The 17,639-nt window shown below is 65.5% G+C and carries 12 protein-coding genes; 2 read left to right on the forward strand and 10 right to left on the reverse strand.

Annotation, left to right across the window (positions count from 1 at the left end):
- Positions 1–7: 7 nt before the first annotated feature.
- From GL284_RS07100 to aceB, 8 genes are all read right to left on the reverse strand, one after another.
- Complete coding sequence (locus GL284_RS07100; protein ID WP_155043895.1) at positions 8–1,396, reverse strand: outer membrane protein assembly factor BamD; 1,389 nt, start codon at positions 1,394–1,396, stop codon at positions 8–10.
- Entirely contained in the window at positions 1,393–2,478 is a 1,086-nt protein-coding gene (locus GL284_RS07105) for a family 8 glycosyl hydrolase (RefSeq protein WP_155043896.1), read from the reverse strand. Before GL284_RS07105 ends, GL284_RS07100 begins: the two co-directional genes overlap by 4 nt.
- A complete protein-coding gene (locus GL284_RS07110) occupies positions 2,478–4,733 on the reverse strand; it encodes a cellulose biosynthesis cyclic di-GMP-binding regulatory protein BcsB (RefSeq protein WP_155043897.1) in 2,256 nt (751 codons plus the stop codon). The genes GL284_RS07105 and GL284_RS07110 overlap by 1 nt, the downstream gene beginning before the upstream one ends.
- Positions 4,730–7,060: a UDP-forming cellulose synthase catalytic subunit gene (gene bcsA, locus GL284_RS07115; RefSeq protein ID WP_155043898.1), complete on the reverse strand. Its 2,331-nt coding sequence runs from the start codon at positions 7,058–7,060 to the stop codon at positions 4,730–4,732. Before bcsA ends, GL284_RS07110 begins: the two co-directional genes overlap by 4 nt.
- Positions 7,057–7,704 carry a hypothetical protein gene (locus GL284_RS07120; RefSeq protein WP_155043899.1) on the reverse strand — a complete coding sequence of 216 codons (648 nt, stop codon included), beginning with the start codon at positions 7,702–7,704 and terminating at the stop codon, positions 7,057–7,059. Before GL284_RS07120 ends, bcsA begins: the two co-directional genes overlap by 4 nt.
- Positions 7,705–8,052: 348 nt before the next feature.
- Positions 8,053–8,343, reverse strand: a complete 291-nt coding sequence (locus tag GL284_RS07125) for a hypothetical protein (protein ID WP_155043900.1) — start codon at positions 8,341–8,343, stop codon at positions 8,053–8,055.
- A 519-nt stretch (positions 8,344–8,862) separates the two neighbouring features.
- Positions 8,863–10,473, reverse strand: a complete 1,611-nt coding sequence (locus tag GL284_RS07130) for an isocitrate lyase (protein ID WP_155043901.1) — start codon at positions 10,471–10,473, stop codon at positions 8,863–8,865.
- 151 nt (positions 10,474–10,624) lie between these two features.
- Positions 10,625–12,241 (reverse strand): malate synthase A, encoded by a 1,617-nt coding sequence (aceB, locus tag GL284_RS07135; RefSeq protein WP_155043902.1) that lies wholly within the window; start codon positions 12,239–12,241, stop codon positions 10,625–10,627.
- Between the two features lie 135 nt (positions 12,242–12,376).
- Between aceB and GL284_RS07140 the strand changes: the two genes are divergently transcribed.
- A complete protein-coding gene (locus tag GL284_RS07140; RefSeq protein WP_155043903.1) occupies positions 12,377–13,813 on the forward strand; it encodes a helix-turn-helix domain-containing protein in 1,437 nt (478 codons plus the stop codon).
- A 19-nt stretch (positions 13,814–13,832) separates the two neighbouring features.
- Here the strand turns inward: GL284_RS07140 and GL284_RS07145 are convergent, their stop codons facing one another.
- Positions 13,833–15,443 (reverse strand): GMC family oxidoreductase, encoded by a 1,611-nt coding sequence (locus tag GL284_RS07145; protein WP_155043904.1) that lies wholly within the window; start codon positions 15,441–15,443, stop codon positions 13,833–13,835.
- Positions 15,444–15,545: 102 nt separating this feature from the next.
- Here GL284_RS07145 and GL284_RS07150 point away from each other — a divergent pair, with 102 nt between their 5' ends.
- Positions 15,546–16,427 carry a LysR family transcriptional regulator gene (locus tag GL284_RS07150; protein ID WP_196216719.1) on the forward strand — a complete coding sequence of 294 codons (882 nt, stop codon included), beginning with the start codon at positions 15,546–15,548 and terminating at the stop codon, positions 16,425–16,427.
- Between the two features lie 17 nt (positions 16,428–16,444).
- On the opposite strand, the gene GL284_RS07155 is transcribed toward GL284_RS07150, so the two are convergent.
- Positions 16,445–17,551, reverse strand: coding sequence for an alpha/beta hydrolase (locus GL284_RS07155; RefSeq protein WP_341870295.1), 1,107 nt, complete (start codon positions 17,549–17,551; stop codon positions 16,445–16,447).
- Positions 17,552–17,639 lie beyond the last annotated feature (88 nt).

Genomic DNA, 17,639 nt, shown 5'->3' on the forward strand with positions numbered 1-17,639 from the left:
CGGCAGATCAATCCGAGGCCGCCTGAAGCCCGCGCCGGGTTTCAGAGGTCGACAACTCGTTGTTCAGTCTGCGGAATTCGGTCAGGGCGCGCGGACGCTGGCCCGCATTCAGATAGGCATAGGCGCGCAGGATCGCCAGATCGCGCCGGATCGAGCCCGTCACCTGCTCGATGGCGTCGAAATAGCGGATGGCATCGCGATAGCGCCGTTGCTTATAGGCCTGCACGCCGCGCTGATCCAGAATCTGCCGCTCGATGTCAACGCGCTGGCGGCGGTCGAAATCGGCGGTCGCGGCGATCTGCGAGGCGGGTTCCGACATGCCCATCTTCAGATAGGACAGCGCAAGGCCATATTGCGCATCGCGCCGCTGCTGGGCGTTCAGCCGACCGTTCAGCGCGGCGCGGAAGTCGGCCATGGCGTCCATGGTGCGGTCCAGATTGTAGACGCACCACGCCCGCTCCAGCACCGTGCCCGCCGCCCGCGCGTTGGCGGTTCGCGCCGCGCATTGCGCCGGGCTTTCCCCGCGCGGCGCGCGCGAGGTCGTCGTTTGCGGCGCGGCCGCACGTTCGGTCCGGCGCGGGCTGGTCTGGTTCTGATTGGATTGGCTTTGACCGGATTGGCGGGCCTGCGGGGCGGGGGCAGCGGCCTGCGGCGTCGGCGCCGCAGCGGACGCGGCGGCCGCCGGCGGGATCACGCCGCGCCCGGCCAGCAGCCGTTGCAGCACCGCGTCAAAGCGTCCCGCCTCGGATGGCAGGCGCGCGCTCAGCTGGGCCGCGGCCGCCCGCAATTCGGATTCGCTGGCCGCCCCGTCGGCTTTCTCAAGCGTCGAGACCAGATCGCCGGGATCGGTGCAGGCCGACAGGATGGCGCGATAGGTCGCCATCGCCTCGGCATTCGATCCGGCGGCCTTTTGCCCGTCCGCGATGCGCCACGCATTGTTGATGCGGTCGCAGCGCAACAGCCCCGGCGTGCGCGACGCGACGCTGCGGGCTGTCGCCACGTCATTCTGTTGCAGCGCCGCGTCCAGTGCCCGCTGGCCGTCTGCGGCCTCAAGCTGCGCGGTCATGTCGGGGGCGGGCGTCCATTCGGGATAATCGCGCCGTGCCTTGGCCAGCGTCTGGCGCGCCTGATCCAGCTGGCCTGCCGCGACCTGCCGATAGAACTGGTCGATCTCGGCCTGCGGCGTGCTGGTCCCCGACAGCCGCTTCAGATCCGAGGGCGGCGTCCATTGCGGATATTTCAGCCGCAACCGCCGCAATTCGGCATCGGTCGCGGCGCTGTCGCCCTGCTGGACATAGACATTCAGCGCCAGCAACTCATCCGAGGATGGCGCGGTCTGCGCCAAAGCGGGGCTTGCGCTGAACAGCAGCGCGGCAATCAAGGCGGTTCTGATCATAGCGGCACGCATTTCGGCAGTTGGGTGGCTTGGGCGACCAGCGCCATCAGGTGCAGCGTGGCCGGATAATAGGGCTGATCGGCGGTAAAGGGCCGCATGGTCGAGCCATAGGCCGCAGCCGAGGCGCAGCTGCACAAGGCCGTCACCGCGCCGTATCCGGCATGGGCGCTGGTCTCGATCACGGCGCGGCTCCTGGGGTCGAACACTACCGGGTTGCCGTCCCCCGACGCAGCCATGGCCGCGTCCGAGAAATCGCGCACCGGCGGCGCATCGCTGCGACCGGACCACAGCGCAAACAGCGGTACGCGGATCGCCTCATATCCCGAATTCTGCGAGAAATTCGCCGGAGGCGGCGCGCTTCCCTGTGCGGTCAGCGCCACCCAATCGGGCACCAGACCGTCGCGGGCCAGATCGTCGATCATGCCGATGCCGTCCTGCGCCAGCGCCGCCATGCGCGGCTGGTCGGTCAGTGCGGCCAGATCCATCATCGCGCGCGGCATATAATACGAGGGGTTGACGATCACCTCATCGGCGGTGCGAAAGCCGGTGGCGGCGGGCAGCAGGACCAGACGCCCGCTGCCATCGGGATGGCGCGCGGAACACAGGCGCAGGATGTCTTGCGTGATGCGGCCCGCGCGCTGGATCAGCTCGGGGCGGTCCTGCCGCGTTCCGGCGATGACCAGCGCCCATGCAAAGAACAGATCCCCATCCGAAGCATTGTTGCGGTCCTGCACATTCGGCACGGTATCGGGTCGCCAGCGCCATGCCATCAGCGCGTCGTCGCGAATGGCAAGGTTGCGGTCGCTCCATTCCATGATGGTGTCGAAGGCCGGGCGGTCGTCGAAAATGGCGGCCAGCGTCAGGCCATAGCCCTGACCCTCGGAATGGCTGGCCGAGTTCTGAAAGCCATCGACCACGCGCCCGTCATCGGTCAGGCACAGGGTTTTCCATGCCTGCCAAGACGGATGCAGCGGATGGCCTGCCGGGATGATGCCCTGCGGCGCGGCGGCAAGGCCGGGCTGGGCTGCAAGCCCCAGCAGGGCGGCGGCAATGGCGCTGGAAAGCAGCGTGCGGCGGTTCATCAGCGCAACCTCGACTTGCGGAAAATCACGACGATCGCAAGGGCGGGCAGGACCGACAGCAGCCCCAGACCCAGCAGGACGGTCGCGAACAGAAAGGGCGACCATGACGCGAAATTGCCCAGAACCGGGAACAGGTTCATCACCGTGACCCGTTCCTGCAGCCGGGGCGTTTCGATGGGTGACCAGATCTGCCAGCCGCCGTCATTCGACAGCAGCGCCACCGCGCCCTGACCCAGACGGTTGCTGCGCAGATCCTGCAGCGCGCGGCTGATGCCCGCAGTCTGGGCCTCTGGTCCAAGGATCAGCCCCAGCGCGTCGGGCTGGCTGTCATCCAGCGTGATCAGCATCGCATCGCCCCGGCGTCCTTGCAGCCATTGCGACAGGGTTTCGCCGGAACTGAGAAAGGCCGATTTCTCCAGCCGTTCGCGCTGGCCGTTCAGCCATGCCAGCGGCGACCACGCCCCGCCGCCACCGGCGTTGTCCGGGGTGGCTGGCGGCGCGGGTTCGGTTTCGCTCAGCCGGAAATTCGATGCGGGTGCGGGTGCGGCTGCGGGTGCATCTGCCGCTGCGGCGGGCGCGCGGCTGGCCGCAGCGGTCGGAAACAGCGCCTCTTGCAGATCGCGCAGCGAGACATCGGCCAGCGATGTCGGCAGGGTGCTGAAATCCATCACCATCAGCGACACCGCCGCATCGGGCTGGGCCGAGGGCCGCAGCCCCGCCGCAAGCTGGATCGCCGCCATCTGCATCCGGTCGCGTTCGGTGGCGTTGGGATCTGCGGTGATCCCGGCAGCCGTCAGCCCCGACAGCGCCGAGGAAAACCCGCCCAGTTCCATTGACGGTGCCCGGGGAACCAGCAGGCTGCTTTCCTTGGTCACCACCAGCATGTCGGTCTGGCGCGGCGGGCAGGCCACATCGGGCGGATTGCCCGGCACCATCATCTCGAAGCTCAGCATGTTCAGGCCGGAATGCAGCAGCCTTGCGCCAAAGCCCACCGCCAGAACGTCCTGCAACCTGCCGCCATCGCGATCCAGGGGCAGCAGCCGCACGGTTTCGTCATTGACCTTGACCAGCAGGATCGAGCCCCGCGGCAGGTTCTCGGCATAGCCGTATTGCAGGTTCAGCCGCGCTTTCTGATTGGCCAGCAGCAGCCAGTCATCGGGCAGCCGGAATGCGACATCCTGCCGGAAATATCGCGTATTGCCGATGATGTCGGTCTGGCCCAGATCCTGCAAGCTGTGGGTCTGGCCGGGCGTCAGCAAAGGCGCCTGCGCCATGGCCGGAAAGGCCAGTTCCTGCAATGCCTCGGTCAGGGGCGGCAGGCTGTCGCCCTGATATTCCACGACCATGGTCGGCGCGGCCCGGCCGTCCAGCCGATAGTCGATCTGTGCGGCCTCGGCCGCGATCAGCGCGACCGAGGGGCCTTGCCGGGGCGTGATGTCATAGGGGCTGCGGATATTGATCCAGCCCTGTCCCTGCATCGTCTCGCCAAGCGCATCGGTCAACTGGCGCAGGATGGCCGGGTCCGCCTCGGGATCGGCCAGCACGGTCAAGGGCAGGCCGCTGCCGATCTGCTGCGACAGGGCCAGCGCAAAGCCCTGCGCCGTGGGCGGCAGCGCGGATTGCGCCAAAAGCGCGCCGCTGCGGGTCAGGTCGATCTCGGTCCAGACGCCGAAACTGGCATCGGGGCCGCAAAAGATCCGGTGCGGCTGGCGCAGGGTCACGGTGACGCGGTTCGGTCCGGCGACTAGCCCCTGCACCGGCACATCAAGTTGCGTGAACCCGGCAAAGCTGTTCAGCGGCAGATCGACCGGCGCGCCGTCATTCACCGCCACCCGCATCACCGAACTGTCCGGCAGCACATTGATGGCCGAGCGCAGCGTCAGTTGCAGCCTGTCAGGCAGGGCCTGATCTGCGGGCATGTCCAGCGCCAGATCGACATGCGCCACCTCTCCGGTCAGGCGCAGGATGCCGGGCTGCGGCAGCGACGGACCCATGCGGACCTGTTGCGGCAGCATGGCCTGCGGGCGCAGCTTCAGCAAGGTCCGGGCGGGTGGCTGGGCCACGGGCTGCGCGGGCGTGCTGTCGCGCGGGGCGGGGGCTGCGTCGATGGCCTGCCCGACCAAGGGAGCCTCGGTCGGCGGCGGGGTCTCGGCCGGGGCGGGCGCGGGCGGCAGGACGATATCCTGCGCAAGCGCGCCACCCGCGCAAAGCAGCAGCGACATTCCCAACAGGATCGGGCGGGCGCGCGCGGTCATCGCTGCGCCTCGATTTCGATGAAATCCTCGATCGGGGCGGGCATGGACTGGTTGCGATGCTGCTCCTGATCGAAATCGGCCCCGAAGGCCATCAGGTGCGCCGGGCGCTGCGCCTTGTTCGAGGTCAGGGCGACACGGCGACGGCGCGCGGGTTCGTGCATGAAATCGCGGATGGTTTTCGGAAAGGACCGCAGCATCAGGCCGATGATATAGAACAGCCCCGCGATCAGGCCCTTGCCCTGCCGGGTGGCGTGGCGCTGCGCCTGCCAGACCTCGCTGTCGCCAAAGATCATCTGTGCCACCGCCTCGCGCGCGGCGGTGGGCTGGTCGCTGAGCAGGCGCAGACCCAGCGTCGGGCCGTCCTTGCCGGAATTCGACATGACCAGAACCACGGCCTTCACGTCCTGTTCCAGATGCGGCGCATTGGCAAAGCTGGGGCGGAAGCTGATTTCGTCGCCCTGACGCACCATGACCGCGCCGATGCCGCGCGGCACCTGATCCAGCCGCAACTGCGCACCGCTGGTCGATACGTCCAGCACCGTGGCCTTGATTGGATGCTGGCCCGATCCCGGCCATGTCACCATGGCGGGCAGGCTCAGTTCCACGCGCGGCGCCGCGCGGCGCTGCTGCTTTTCGGACACCGAACGCAGCGCCAGCGACACCATCAGCAAATTGATGACCGCCCAGACCCCCACCACAGACAAAACGCTGCGGTCGCCCGGAAAGGCGATCCAGCGCCCGATCAGCGCGATCACCCCGGCCAGCGTCAGCGCGAACAGCCATGCCAGCGGGCCATAGATCGGCGAGATGTAATCCTCGGCCAGCGTTTCGTCCTTGGCGGTCACGTTGAACTTGGCGCCGCGCGGCTTCAGCAGCGTCTTGATGATTGACGTGGCCAGATAGGGCGCCTGCGCGATCTCATAGACCTCCGAGATCAGCGGCCAGCGATACCGCGAGAAGATGGCGTTCTGCACCAGCAGCACCACGGCCATGTAGCTGAGCACATAGGCCATGGCTTCCTGAAAGGTCGTCACCACGATCTCGATGCCAAAGAACAGATAGGTCAGCGGCGCCAGCATGTAGGCCAGCCGGATCAGCGGGAAAAACCAGAAGGACATCGAGTTGATATAGCACAGCCGCTGCAGCGGCTTCAGGCCACGGCGGAACAGCGGGTTCTTCAGGACCAGCATCTGCACCATGCCCGAGGCCCAGCGGCCGCGCTGCTGGATGAAGGACACGAATGTTTCCGGCTGCAATCCCGCGATCATCGCGCGGTCCAGATATAGGCTGCGCCAGCCCTGCGAATGGATCTCCAGCGCAGTTTCGGCGTCCTCGGTGATGGTTTCACCGGCAAAGCCGCCGACGCTGTCCAGCGCCTTGCGCCGGATCACCGCAGCCGAGCCGCAAAAGAACGCGCCCCCCCAGCGATCCAGACCCCGATGGATCATGCCATAGAACATCTCGTTCTCGGGCGGGGATTTCAGGCCAAGGTTGCGCTGGATCGGGTCGGGATTGATGAAATGATGCGGCGTCTGGACCAGAAACAGCTTCGGATCCTGCGCGAAATACCCGACGGTGCGCGCCAGAAAATCCCGCGAGGGCACGTGATCTGCGTCAAAGACCACGACCAGATCGCCATCCAGCCGTGCCAGAGCCGCGCTCATATTGCCGGCTTTCGCATGTTCGTTGCGGGCGCGGGTCGAATAGATGATGCCCAGATCGGCGCACAGCGCCTGAAGTTCGGCCCGGCGGGCGCGGGCGCGGGCGGCAAGTTCCGGATCGGGCGAATTGCAGCGTTGATCCGTGCCGCCGTCATCGCACAGCACGACCCGCCGCTTCGAGGCCGGATAGATCATGTTCTTGGCCGCCGACAGGGTGATGCTGAGCATCTCGACCGGCTCGTTATAGGACGGCACGAGGATGTCGACCTTGGGCATGTCCTCAAGTTCGACCTTGGGCGGCAGGCCGCGATCCAGCGGATCGGCGGTGATGAAGCCGCCAAGGAAAAAGACAAGGATCGAATAGGTCTCGACGATCAGCAGCAGCACGGCGCAGATGAAGGACGCGCTGAGGCCCGGCTCGGGCAGGGTGGCCGTGACGCGCCAGAACCAATAGCGCAGCACGACGATGCTGGCCACGCCGATCAGCGCCATGCGCGGCGCGATGCTGGCGGTAAAGGGCTTCAGGATCACCACCAGCGCCACGGCGAACAGACCCAGCATGGCCTGTGCCGCGTCAGATACCGGGATCGCGCTCAGCACGAAGATCGGCAGAAGCATCAGCCCCCACAGCGCCAGCAGCAGAAACTGGGTGACGCGCCGGTTCATGGTTGGGTTCCCGCACGCTGGACCGGGATGACGCTGGCCGAGGGCGCGGCCAAAGGCGACAGCATCCGGCTGTTGCCCTGCGGATCGCGGGCGATAGGCGCGACGCCGATGCTGTCCGCCATCAGCGGCGCCAGGGCATCCTGCTGGGTGCCACGCACGCAGTTGCGCAGCACGATATCCATCACCCCGCCATTGCCGGGCAATTGCCGCATCCCCGAATTCAACCGGCGCATCCCCAGAATGCAGGTCGCGTCGCCAAGGTTTTCGGTCACCCAGAAATAGGCTCCGACCCCGTCATCGCCTTGCAGCAAGCTGCCAGAGGACACATCCGTAAAGGGATAAGGCATGCCGCCAAAGCGGTCGATGACGCTTTCAAACCGCAGCCGCCCAAAGCCGGACACGCCGTTTTGCGTGCGCAGCATCATCACGTTGTCGCCCCGGACCGCCGAATCATTGGCAAGGCTGATCTTTTGTTCCAGACCCGTGCGCAGGTTGCGCTGCAAGACGCTGCGCATGCCCGGCGCGTTGACCCATGCCTGCCCGGTCGATACGCTGGCATAGGGCGTACGCTCTTCGATCTGCTGGCGCGTCAGGATGCCGTCCTGCGCATCGACGACCACACATCCCGCCAAAAGCGGCACCATCAGCAGGGCCTGCACTATTTGCCGAAGCGCGATTCTTGGTCGTGCTGTCTGGCGGCAAGGCCCGGCTTTCATCGCAAAATCCCTAAAAGCGCGAAGACGCTGAAGCAGCTCTTCGGATGTTTGCCGCAAACGGGCACCACGCGCAGACGAAATACATGCCTGCATATCACCCTTTGATTGAGCAAAACGCTCGGGGGTGGCAATGATGATTATCAACTTTCTCTAAAATTGTTGAACGTGGTTGCAGCGCGGGCGCAATCGGGCCGGGTGGTCATCGCGATTGCGCATGAAAAAAGCCGCAGCGCGAGGGCGGCGGCTTGTCGTGGTCGATGGCGGGGATTGGTGGCCTTAGCTGCGTTTCAGATCGGGCTGGTAAAATTCGCGGCCCAGAAACACCATGACCACGCCGCAGATCGGAAACAGCAGGAACGCCAAGGCTACGCCGCCGAAAATCCGCGCAAATGTCCCGGCGGTTGCGGCCAGCGTCGCCATATCCTGCGCCAGAAACCGCGCCATCTCGTTGGTATAATCCAGATGCAACCAGTAGAAGAACACCGAGAACAAGGGCATCACGATGATGAAGAACGCGCCCCACCATCCCATCTCGGTCAAACGCTGACGATAATTTCCTTTGCCCATCCCGGCCACTCCTTAACCAACATGGGCTTTTTTTATTGCGGATGGCGAATCGGATCAACTTAACCGTTTGTATAGGTAATTAATTCAACTTTTACGGGAGAGGTTGTGTCGATAATTATCCGCTAAATCAGTATCTTGAGTGTCATCCCGGTGACCCTTTTGCCAGACTGAATGGTTCAGATCGCGTGATGGCCAGCGCATCCCGCCACCCGTAAGACTGGGCCAGAGCCAAGCAGGTTTCAGAGGATTCGACCGCGCCATATGTGTCGACCGACCGCAGCGATGCCGCCGCCGCCGCATGTGCCAGCATCAGGCATCGGCCAATGCTGTGGCCGCGATGCAACCCGCAGAAGAACCCGGCCACTGTGTTCGACGGCCGGAGCGCGGACCAGAGCCCCGCCGATATCCGCCTGCATCAGCAGTGACCCGGCATGACGACGCCGCCCCGGGCGGGGGCGGCGTGCCAAAGGGCCGGTTTTAGCCGAAATCCCGAAGGAACCCGGCCCTTGTTCCGGTTCGCTACTCGGCGGCGAACTGGTTCATGGTGTTGGCATGGCCGCCCGCTTTCAGCGCGCGTTCGCCCGCCACCATTTCCTTGAAGGTATCGCCCAGATCCGAGCCGACCTCGTGCTGGTGCTTCACCGCGCTGATGCCGCGACGGATTTCCTCGCGCTGGACGGTTTTGACATAGGCCAGCATCTTGTCTTCGCCGAAATAGCCGCGTGACAGTTCATCGACCGATTTCGCGGTCAGGTGGAAGGTCGGCAGCGTGATCAGGTTGTGGAACACGCCCGCCCGCGCCGAGATGTCGGTCTGGAAACGCTGCAGCCGCGCATCCGCTTCAAGCCCAAGCTCGGTCGCGTCGTAATCGGGCTTCATCAGCTCATTGCCCTCGGGATAGTCCGAGGCGCTGATGCGGCCTTCCTCCAGCCATTGCGTGCGGACCTGTTTGCGCAGGTTCAGCGTCCAGTTGAAGCTGGGCGAGTTGTTATAGGTCAGCTTGGCCTTGGGGGCCTGCTTGCGGATTTCCGCGACCATGCTGGCGATCTCATCGACATTCGGGGTGTCGGTTTCGATCCACAACAGATCCGCGCCGCCGTCGTTCAGGCTGGCGATGCAATCCTCGATCACGCGCTGACGGCCGGTGCCTTCGCGGAAGGGGAACAGCCCATTCGGCAGGCGCGCAGGCTTGACGAATTCGCCGCCCTGATAGATCGCCAGCTCGCCCTCGCGGATGGGGTTTTCTTCGGTGATCTGTTCGGTTTTCAGCCATTTGATGTATTCGCTGGCCAGATCGCCGGGCTGCTGGCTGACCGGCACTTTCTGGGTCAGACCGGCGCCAAGGCTGTCGGTGCGCGCGACGATGACGCCATCATCCACGCCCATTTCCTCAAGCGCCAGACGGCAGGCGCGCAGCTTTTCGATGAAATCTTCGCGCGGCACGGTGACCTTGCCGTCCTGATGGCCGCATTGCTTGGCGTCCGAGACCTGATTTTCGATCTGCAGCGCGCAGGCCCCGGCCTTGATCAGTTCCTTGGCCAGCAGATAGGTCGCGTGTTCATTGCCGAAGCCTGCGTCGATATCGGCGATGATCGGCACGACATGGCTTTCAAAGGCGTCGATTGCGGCCACGGCCTTGGCGCGGTCGGCATCGGTTTTCGCCGCCTTCAGATCCTTGAACAGATCGTTGATCGCGACCTCATCCGCCTGCCGCAGCGAGACATAGATTTCATGGATCAGATCGGCCACGGCGGTCTTTTCATGCATCGACTGGTCGGGCAGATGGCCCCAGCGGTTGCGCAGACCGGCAACCATCCAGCCCGACAGATAAACATAGGTGCCTTTGGTCGTGCCGCGCATCCGCTTGACCGACTTGATCATCTGCTGGGCATGAAAGCCCGACCAGCAGCCCAGCGATTGCGTGAATTTCGAGGTGTCCGCGTCATAGGCCGCCATGTCGGCGCGCATCACGCGCGCCATGTCGCGGGCGATGTCCAGATGCGTGTCATAGGTGTTTTGCAGGCGCAGTTGCGCGATGTCATCGACCGAAACGCCACCCGGCGTCGCGCCCGAGGGGTAACGCGACAGAAGCTCGGCGCGGATTTCGGAATAGGTCTTGCGGCTGGTCATGATGAATCCTTTCGGGTCTTTCTTTCAGGTTTTGCGAAGGTCCGCTTTTGCAAAGGTCCGCTTTTGCGAAGGTCTGCTTTTGCGAAGGTCTGCTTTTGCGAAGGTCCGGGCGCGCGGGGGCGCCCGGCCGGTGCAGATCGTCCACGCGCGCCTAGTCCAGCGCGTTCAGCACCGCATAGGCGGGCGTCGTGATGAAATCGGGCAGCTCGGGCGCGGTCGCGGCCTCCAGCACGATGCGGGCGGCGCTGGCGTAATGGCCGCGATGGAAGCCGTTCGGCCCGTGCCGGTCCAGCAGGCGCAGGATTTCCGCCTGCACCAGCTCGCCCAGCCATGCGCTGTCCAAGGGCCGCTCGGCCCCGTCATGGGTGACGATGGCGGTGCGGTGGCGCTGCCATTGCCACAGCTGGGCGCGGCTGATTTCGGCGGTGGCGGCGTCCTCCATCAGATTGTGGATCGGCACCGCGCCGCGACCAGACAGCCATTGCGCCAGATATTCGATGGCGACGGCGATATTGGTCTCGACCCCGGCTTGCGTGACCTTGCCCTGATGCGGCCGCAGCAGCATCGCCGGTTCGATCCGCCATTCCTGCCGGGGTTTGCGGATCTGGTTCGGGCCGGGCATTTCGGCGTCAAAGATCGCCTGCGCGACCGGAACCAGATCGGGATGCGCGACCCAGCAGCCGTCAAAGCCCATGCCGACCTCGCGCAGCTTGTCGGCGCGGACCTGCGCAAAGGCCGCCTCATTGGCCTCGGCATCGTCGCGGACCGGGATCGCCGCCGACATGCCGCCCATCGCATGGATGCCGCGGCGGTGGCAGACCTTCACCAGCCGCGCCGCATATGAGGCCAGAAACGCCTGATCCATCGTGACCTCGGCGCGGTCGGGCAGAACGAAAGCCGCGTGATTGCGCATCGTCTTGATATAGCTGAAGATATAGTCCCAGCGCCCGCAGTTCAGCCCGGCGATGTGGTCGCGCAGTTCCCAGATGATTTCGTCCATCTGGAAGGCGGCGTGCAGGGTCTCGATCAGGACGGTCGCCTTGATCGTGCCTTGCGCCAGCCCGATGCGGTCCTGCGCGAAGGTAAAGACCTCATTCCAGAAGCGCGCCTCGCCATGGCTTTCCAGCTTGGGCAGGTAATAGAACGGCCCGCGCCCGGTCGCCGCAAAGGCGCGGCCACAGTGAAACAGCGACAGGCCGAAATCGAACAGCGCCGCCGAGACGGGCTGGCCGCCGATCAGCACATTCGCCTCGGCCAGATGCAGGCCACGCGGGCGGACGATCAGCAGCGGGGCATCGGCGTTGACGCTGTAGCTTTTGCCGTTCGCCTGATGCTCCAGCGTGCCGTCGCGGTAGTCCAGCAGGTTGGCGTGGCCTGCGATGATATTGGTGAAGCTGGGCGCGGTCGCGTCCTCGAAATCCGCCATGAAGACCCGTGCGCCCGAATTCAGCGCGTTGATCATCATCTTGCGGTCGACGGGGCCGGTGATCTCGACCCGGCGATCGGCCAGTTGCGCGGGAACCGGGCTGGCCTGCCAGATGCCCTGACGGATGTCGCGGGTATCCGGCAGATAGTCCGGCATCTCACCGGCATCGGTGCGGGCCTGACGGCGCGTGCGGGCGACCATCAGCGCGTGCAGCCGCAGGCCGAAGCGTGCCTGCAGTTCAGCGACAAAGGCCAGCGCCTCGGGCGTCAGCACATGATCGTCGCCTGCGACGCGGCGCAGGACGACGGGCGGCAGAGCGGTGGTGATACGATCCAGTGGCATGACATCCCCCCATGTGAGTCGTTGTAATGTCATCTTAGTAATGTCATGCTTCTTGTGCAGTAGGAGCCTGCCAGCAAAGGGTGTGGCGGTCAGTTATGTCACCGCAGCCCGGCCAGTTTTGTAAGGTCTGTCACAATGAGCCAACGCGGTGAGAAACTGATTATCGGCCAGCGCCTGCGCGTGTTGCGCCAGTCGCTGGGTCTGACGCAGGCACAGATGGCCGACCAGCTTGGCGTCTCGGCCAGCTATGTCACCCTGATCGAGGCCGACCAGCGCCCGGCCTCGGCGCGGTTCCTGATGAAACTGGCCGAGGTCTATGACCTGAACATCGCCGAGCTTGCGCCCTCGACCGACGCGCAGCTTGCCGCCGAATTCACCGCCGCGCTGAAGGATCCCGCCTTGCAGACCGGCACCCTGTCGCGCACCGAGATCGAGGCCGTGTTGCAGGCCAGCCCCCGCATCGCTGCCGCCTTCGTGCGTCTGCATGACAGCCACCGCGAGGAATTGCTGCGGCCTTTGGCCGATGAAAACCCGCTGACCGACCGTGACAAGGTCGAGGTGCTGGCGGGCAGTTCGCGCGCGGTGGATGCGGTGCGCAACTGGTTTTATGCGCGCCACAACTATGTCGACGCGCTGGACCGCGCCGCCGAAGGTGTGGCCAATGAACTGGCCATGCACCGCAATGAGGCGCTGATGGTGCTGACGCATCGGCTGGCCGGGCATGGCATCGCCGTGCGCATCCTGCCGGTGCAGGTCATGGGCGAACAGCTTCGCCGCTATGATCCGCACCGGGGTGAGCTGATGCTGTCGGAATTGCTGGGGCAGGCCAGCCGTCGCTTCCAAATAAGCGTGCTGCTGGCCCGGCTGGAGCAAGAGGCGCTGATTGCCGAACTTGTCGCCGAATCTGATCTGCCTGACCCCGCCGCGGTGACATTGCTGCGCGTCAGTCTGGCGAATTACTATGCGGCGGCGCTGATGATGCCCTATGGCCGCTTTCTGGCGGCCTGCGAATCCGCGCGCTATGACGTGGAATTGCTGGGCCACCGCTTCGGGGCCAGCTTTGAACAGACCGCGCATCGCATGTCGACGCTGCAACGTCCCGATGCGCGCGGCATCCCCTTCTTCTTCGTGCGGGTGGATCAGGCGGGCAATATCTCGAAACGCTTCAGCGCCGGGCGGTTCCCGTTTTCGCGCTTCGGCGGCACCTGCCCGCTGTGGAACATCCATGCCGCCTTCGAGATGCAGGGCCGGGTGCAGACGCAGGTGATCCGGATGCCGGAAGGCGCCAGCTATTTCTCGATCGCGCGGACGGTGACGCGGGCGGGCGGCAGCTATGGCGCGCCCGCGCAGAAGCTGGCGATCGGGCTGGGCTGCGATGTGTCATATGCGCCGCGTCTGGTCTATGCCGACGGGATCGACCTTGAACGCACGCGCCCGGTGGATATCGGGCTGAACTGCTATCTGTGCGAACGCCGCGACTGCGCCGCCCGCGCCCATGCCCCGATCAACCGCCGCCTGAAGGTCAACGAACGCGAGCGCAGCCTTGCGATCTATGAATTCGAGGGCGAATAGCGCCGTTTGCCCCGCGTCATCAGCCGCGCGCGTCCTCAAGGATCATCTGCGCGGCCTTTTCGGCGATCATCGTGACCGGCGCATGGGTATTGCCCGACACGATGGTCGGCATGACAGAGGCATCGACGACCCGCAGCCCGGCGATGCCATGGACACGCAGCGCCGGATCCACCACCGCCATCGACCCCGTGCCCATCCGCGCCGTGCCGACCGGGTGAAAGATCGTCGTGCCGATCTGGGCTGCGGCCTCGGCCAGATCGGCATCGCTGCTGACTTGCGGGCCGGGCTTCAGTTCGACCGGGCGATGTGCCTGCATGGCGGGCTGCGCCACGATACGCCGCGCCAGCCGCAGCGCGCGGACCGCGCGCAGCCGGTCGCCGGGTTCGGACAGGTAATTCGGTGCGATCTGCGGCTGATGCAGATCCCGCCCCGAGGCGATGCGCACCGTCCCGCGGCTGTCGGGCCGCAGGTCGCAGACGCTGACCGTAATGGCGGGATCGCGGTGCAGCGGCTCGCCAAAGGCATCCAGCGACAGGGGCTGGACGTGAAACTCCAGATCCGCGCGCGACACATCCGGGCTTGATCGCGCGAAGGCGCCCATCTGGCTGGGGGCCATCGCCATCGGCCCGCGACGGCCAAAGGCATATTCCAGCCCGACGCCCAGCTTGCCCATCATCGTCGCCGCCCGCACATTCAGCGTCGGCACGCCGGTGACGCCAAAGACCATGCGCAGTTGCAGATGATCCTGCAGGTTTTCTCCGACACCGGGCAGATGATGGACCGGCTGGATGCCCAGCCCTGACAGATGGTCCGCCGCCCCGATGCCCGAGCGTTGCAGGATCATCGGCGATCCGATGGCGCCTGCCGACAGGATCACCTCGGCCCGCGCCGTCACGCGATGGCGGCCCTGCGGCGTGGTGAACTCCAGCCCCGTGCAGCGCCGCCCGTCAAGGACCAGCCTTTCCACCTGCGCGCCGGTGACGATGCGCAGGTTCGCGCGACGCATGACCGGGCGCAGGAATCCGTCCACCGCATTCCAGCGCCGACCCCGCCGCTGGGTGACGTGGAAATAGCCGACGCCCTCATTGTCGCCGCGGTTGAAGTCGGGATTGAACGGGATGCCCTCGGCCTCGGCGGCGGCGCGGAAGCTGTCAAGGATGCGCCATGACAGGCGCTGCGGCTCGACCAGCATTTCGCCGCTGCCGCCATGCATGTCGTCGCCGCCCGCGAAATGCGCCTCGGACTTGCGAAACCATGGCAGCACGTCGTCCCAGCCCCAGCCGGTGCAGCCCTGCTGCCGCCAGCCGTCGTAATCCTGCGCCTGACCGCGCATGTAGATCATGCCATTGATCGACGAACAGCCCCCCAGCACCTTGCCGCGCGGATAGCGGACGCTGCGCCCGCCAAGACCCGGGACGGGGGCGGTGGAATACATCCAGTCGGTGCGCGGATTGCCGATGCAATAGATATAGCCGATGGGGATGCGGATCCAGTGATAGGCGTCCGAGCCGCCCGCCTCAAGCAGCAGCACCCGCGTGCCGGGATCGGCGCTCAGCCGGTTGGCCAGCACGCAGCCCGCGCTGCCCGCGCCGACGATCACATAGTCATAACTGCCGAAATCCGCATCCATCGCAAATCCTCCCTGCGACAAGGCTATTGCGCGAATTTGCACATGAACAGCGCAAATTCTGCAGATATACTGTGCGGGAACGCGCATATCAGAGGGGCGGCGATGCAGCATCAGGTGTGGCAAAATCTGCCGGTGTTTCTGCAACTGGCGCGCAGCGGCACGCTGACCGGGGCGGCGGCCGAACTGGGGCTGAACCACGCCACCATCAGCCGGCGGCTGGACGCGCTTGAGGCGCAGCTGGGCCGTCAGCTGTTCGACCGCCACCCGCGCGGCTATGCCATCACCCTGGCCGGTGAGGCGCTGCTGAAGACCGCCAGCGACATGGCGGCCACGCTGTCGCAGGGGTTGCAGACGCTGCTGCCAGAACAGGGGCTGGAGGGATCCTTGCGGATCAATGCGTTGGAAGGCATTGCCAGCGTCTTTCTGGGCCCGGCGCTGGGGCGGTTCGCGTTGCTGCAGCCCAGATTGCGGATCGAGTTGACGGTGCTGCAACAGCATGTCGCCATGGCCCGGACCGAGGGCGATCTGAACATCGCGCTGGCCGCGCCCGACAGCGCGGGCTTCGCTTCGGCGCCACTGTTCGACTATACGCTCAGCCTTTATGCCTCGGAGGCCTATCTGGACCGCCAGCCCTGTGGTGGCGACATGCCGGATCCGCGCCAGCACCGGACCATCGGCTATATCTCGGATCTGGTGATGACGCGCGAGCTGGATTACTTTCAGCAGTTCTTTCCGGGCCATGAGCCGGGGCTGCAAAGTTCCAGCCTGGCGATGCAGTTGGACTGGACGCGCGCGGGGCAGGGGCTGTGCATCCTGCCCGACTATATCGCCCGCCAATATGGCGATCTGACACGGATCGACCAGCCGCTGGGGCCGATCCAGCGCAGATATCACGTCTTTGGGCGCAAGGACGACTGGGACAGCCTGCGGCTTAAGCGGTTGCGCGACTTCCTGAAGGCCGAGGGGCGGCAGGTCGTGACCTAGCCCCGCCCGCGCCGGGATCAGTCCGACAGCACCTCGCCGATGGCATCGAAGGTCTGCCCGACCGAGTCGAAGACGAAGGCACCCACCTGACGCACGCCGGAAACGGGGTTTTCGATCCGGCCCGACTCCTCAAGCTGCGGATAAAGCGCGATCAGATCGACATAGCGGCTGTGGGCGGCGCTGTCGGTCGGAATGCTGGAGATATCGACCACCCGCATCCCCGATTGCTTGACCGCCTGCTGCACCCGTGGATCGCGCAGATCAATCGCCCCCACGCGCTTGCGGCCCGCCGACAGCCGCGACGACAGCGCCAGCGCACGGTCGTCGGATGCCACCAGCACGGTGATCGGTTCGCGCATCGGCCCGATGACGGCGGCCTGCTGGCGGAACACGTCCACGTCGATATCGGGCGCGGCCAATATCACGTCCAGCCGGTCCAGAATGCGGGACTGGCCTTGCAGGCGCAGTTGACGCAGCGCCTCCATCGTCAGGCGTGCGCCCATGCTATGCGCCAGCAGCTTGACGCGCCCGCCGGCCGGGCGGTCCTCGACCAGCATGGTCAGGGTCTTGACCAGCGCATCGCGGGAATAATCGACGGCATCGCGGTCGGCCATATAGGCGGCAAGCTGCGCCTCGGACGGCCATGAGAACAGGATCGTGCGGTCGCCCAGATGCGCATCCGCCCCCATCTGCGCGGCGCGGAAGACGGCTTCCTGAAAGCTGTAGTTATAGCCGTGGACGAACACGCCGACATCGCGGTCGTTCACCTGCGCCAGAAAGGTGCGGCGGTCGATATTGGCCTGCCGCAACGTGACGAAATCCGTGGCCGGATCGGGGGTGTCATCCGGCCACTGGATCTGGCCGGAGACATGCGTCGCCGGGATCGAGATGTCGAAATCCACGAATTGCACGTCGCTGGCGCGCCCCGCTCCGAAGGCATAGGGCCGCAGCGCATCGCGTTTGCGCGTCGTGACCGCATAGACCTTGACGGTTTTCGCGCCGGTCTGCGCCACGGTCTGTGCCATGGGCGGCGTCGGGGCCAGAATCTCGGCCGGGGGGCGGGCGGAACAGGCGCCCAGCATCAGGCACAGCATCGCAATGATCGCGGGTCTTGTCCGTCGCACCTTCGCCCCTTGCCTCATTGCCGCAGATATCCTGTCGATGGTTTTGCAGGAATATACCCGCCATTCCAAGACGGTTTCCTGTCAGCGG

Origin of the sequence: Paracoccus shanxieyensis (assembly GCF_009711265.1) — a bacterium.
In the GTDB taxonomy this organism is placed as follows: domain Bacteria; phylum Pseudomonadota; class Alphaproteobacteria; order Rhodobacterales; family Rhodobacteraceae; genus Paracoccus; species Paracoccus shanxieyensis.

What these genes read in the sequence shown, in the direction of transcription:
- GL284_RS07100 (WP_155043895.1), bottom strand. Translation starts at nt 1,396, where the DNA reads ATGATCAGAACCGCCTTGATTGCCGCGCTGCTGTTCAGCGCAAGCCCC.
- GL284_RS07105 (WP_155043896.1), bottom strand. Translation starts at nt 2,478, where the DNA reads ATGAACCGCCGCACGCTGCTTTCCAGCGCCATTGCCGCCGCCCTGCTG.
- GL284_RS07150 (WP_196216719.1), top strand. Translation starts at nt 15,546, where the DNA reads ATGCAGCATCAGGTGTGGCAAAATCTGCCGGTGTTTCTGCAACTGGCG.
- bcsA (WP_155043898.1), bottom strand. Translation starts at nt 7,060, where the DNA reads ATGAACCGGCGCGTCACCCAGTTTCTGCTGCTGGCGCTGTGGGGGCTG.
- GL284_RS07140 (WP_155043903.1), top strand. Translation starts at nt 12,377, where the DNA reads ATGAGCCAACGCGGTGAGAAACTGATTATCGGCCAGCGCCTGCGCGTG.
- GL284_RS07110 (WP_155043897.1), bottom strand. Translation starts at nt 4,733, where the DNA reads ATGACCGCGCGCGCCCGCCCGATCCTGTTGGGAATGTCGCTGCTGCTT.
- GL284_RS07145 (WP_155043904.1), bottom strand. Translation starts at nt 15,443, where the DNA reads ATGGATGCGGATTTCGGCAGTTATGACTATGTGATCGTCGGCGCGGGC.
- GL284_RS07130 (WP_155043901.1), bottom strand. Translation starts at nt 10,473, where the DNA reads ATGACCAGCCGCAAGACCTATTCCGAAATCCGCGCCGAGCTTCTGTCG.
- aceB (WP_155043902.1), bottom strand. Translation starts at nt 12,241, where the DNA reads ATGCCACTGGATCGTATCACCACCGCTCTGCCGCCCGTCGTCCTGCGC.
- GL284_RS07120 (WP_155043899.1), bottom strand. Translation starts at nt 7,704, where the DNA reads ATGGTGCCGCTTTTGGCGGGATGTGTGGTCGTCGATGCGCAGGACGGC.
- GL284_RS07125 (WP_155043900.1), bottom strand. Translation starts at nt 8,343, where the DNA reads ATGGGCAAAGGAAATTATCGTCAGCGTTTGACCGAGATGGGATGGTGG.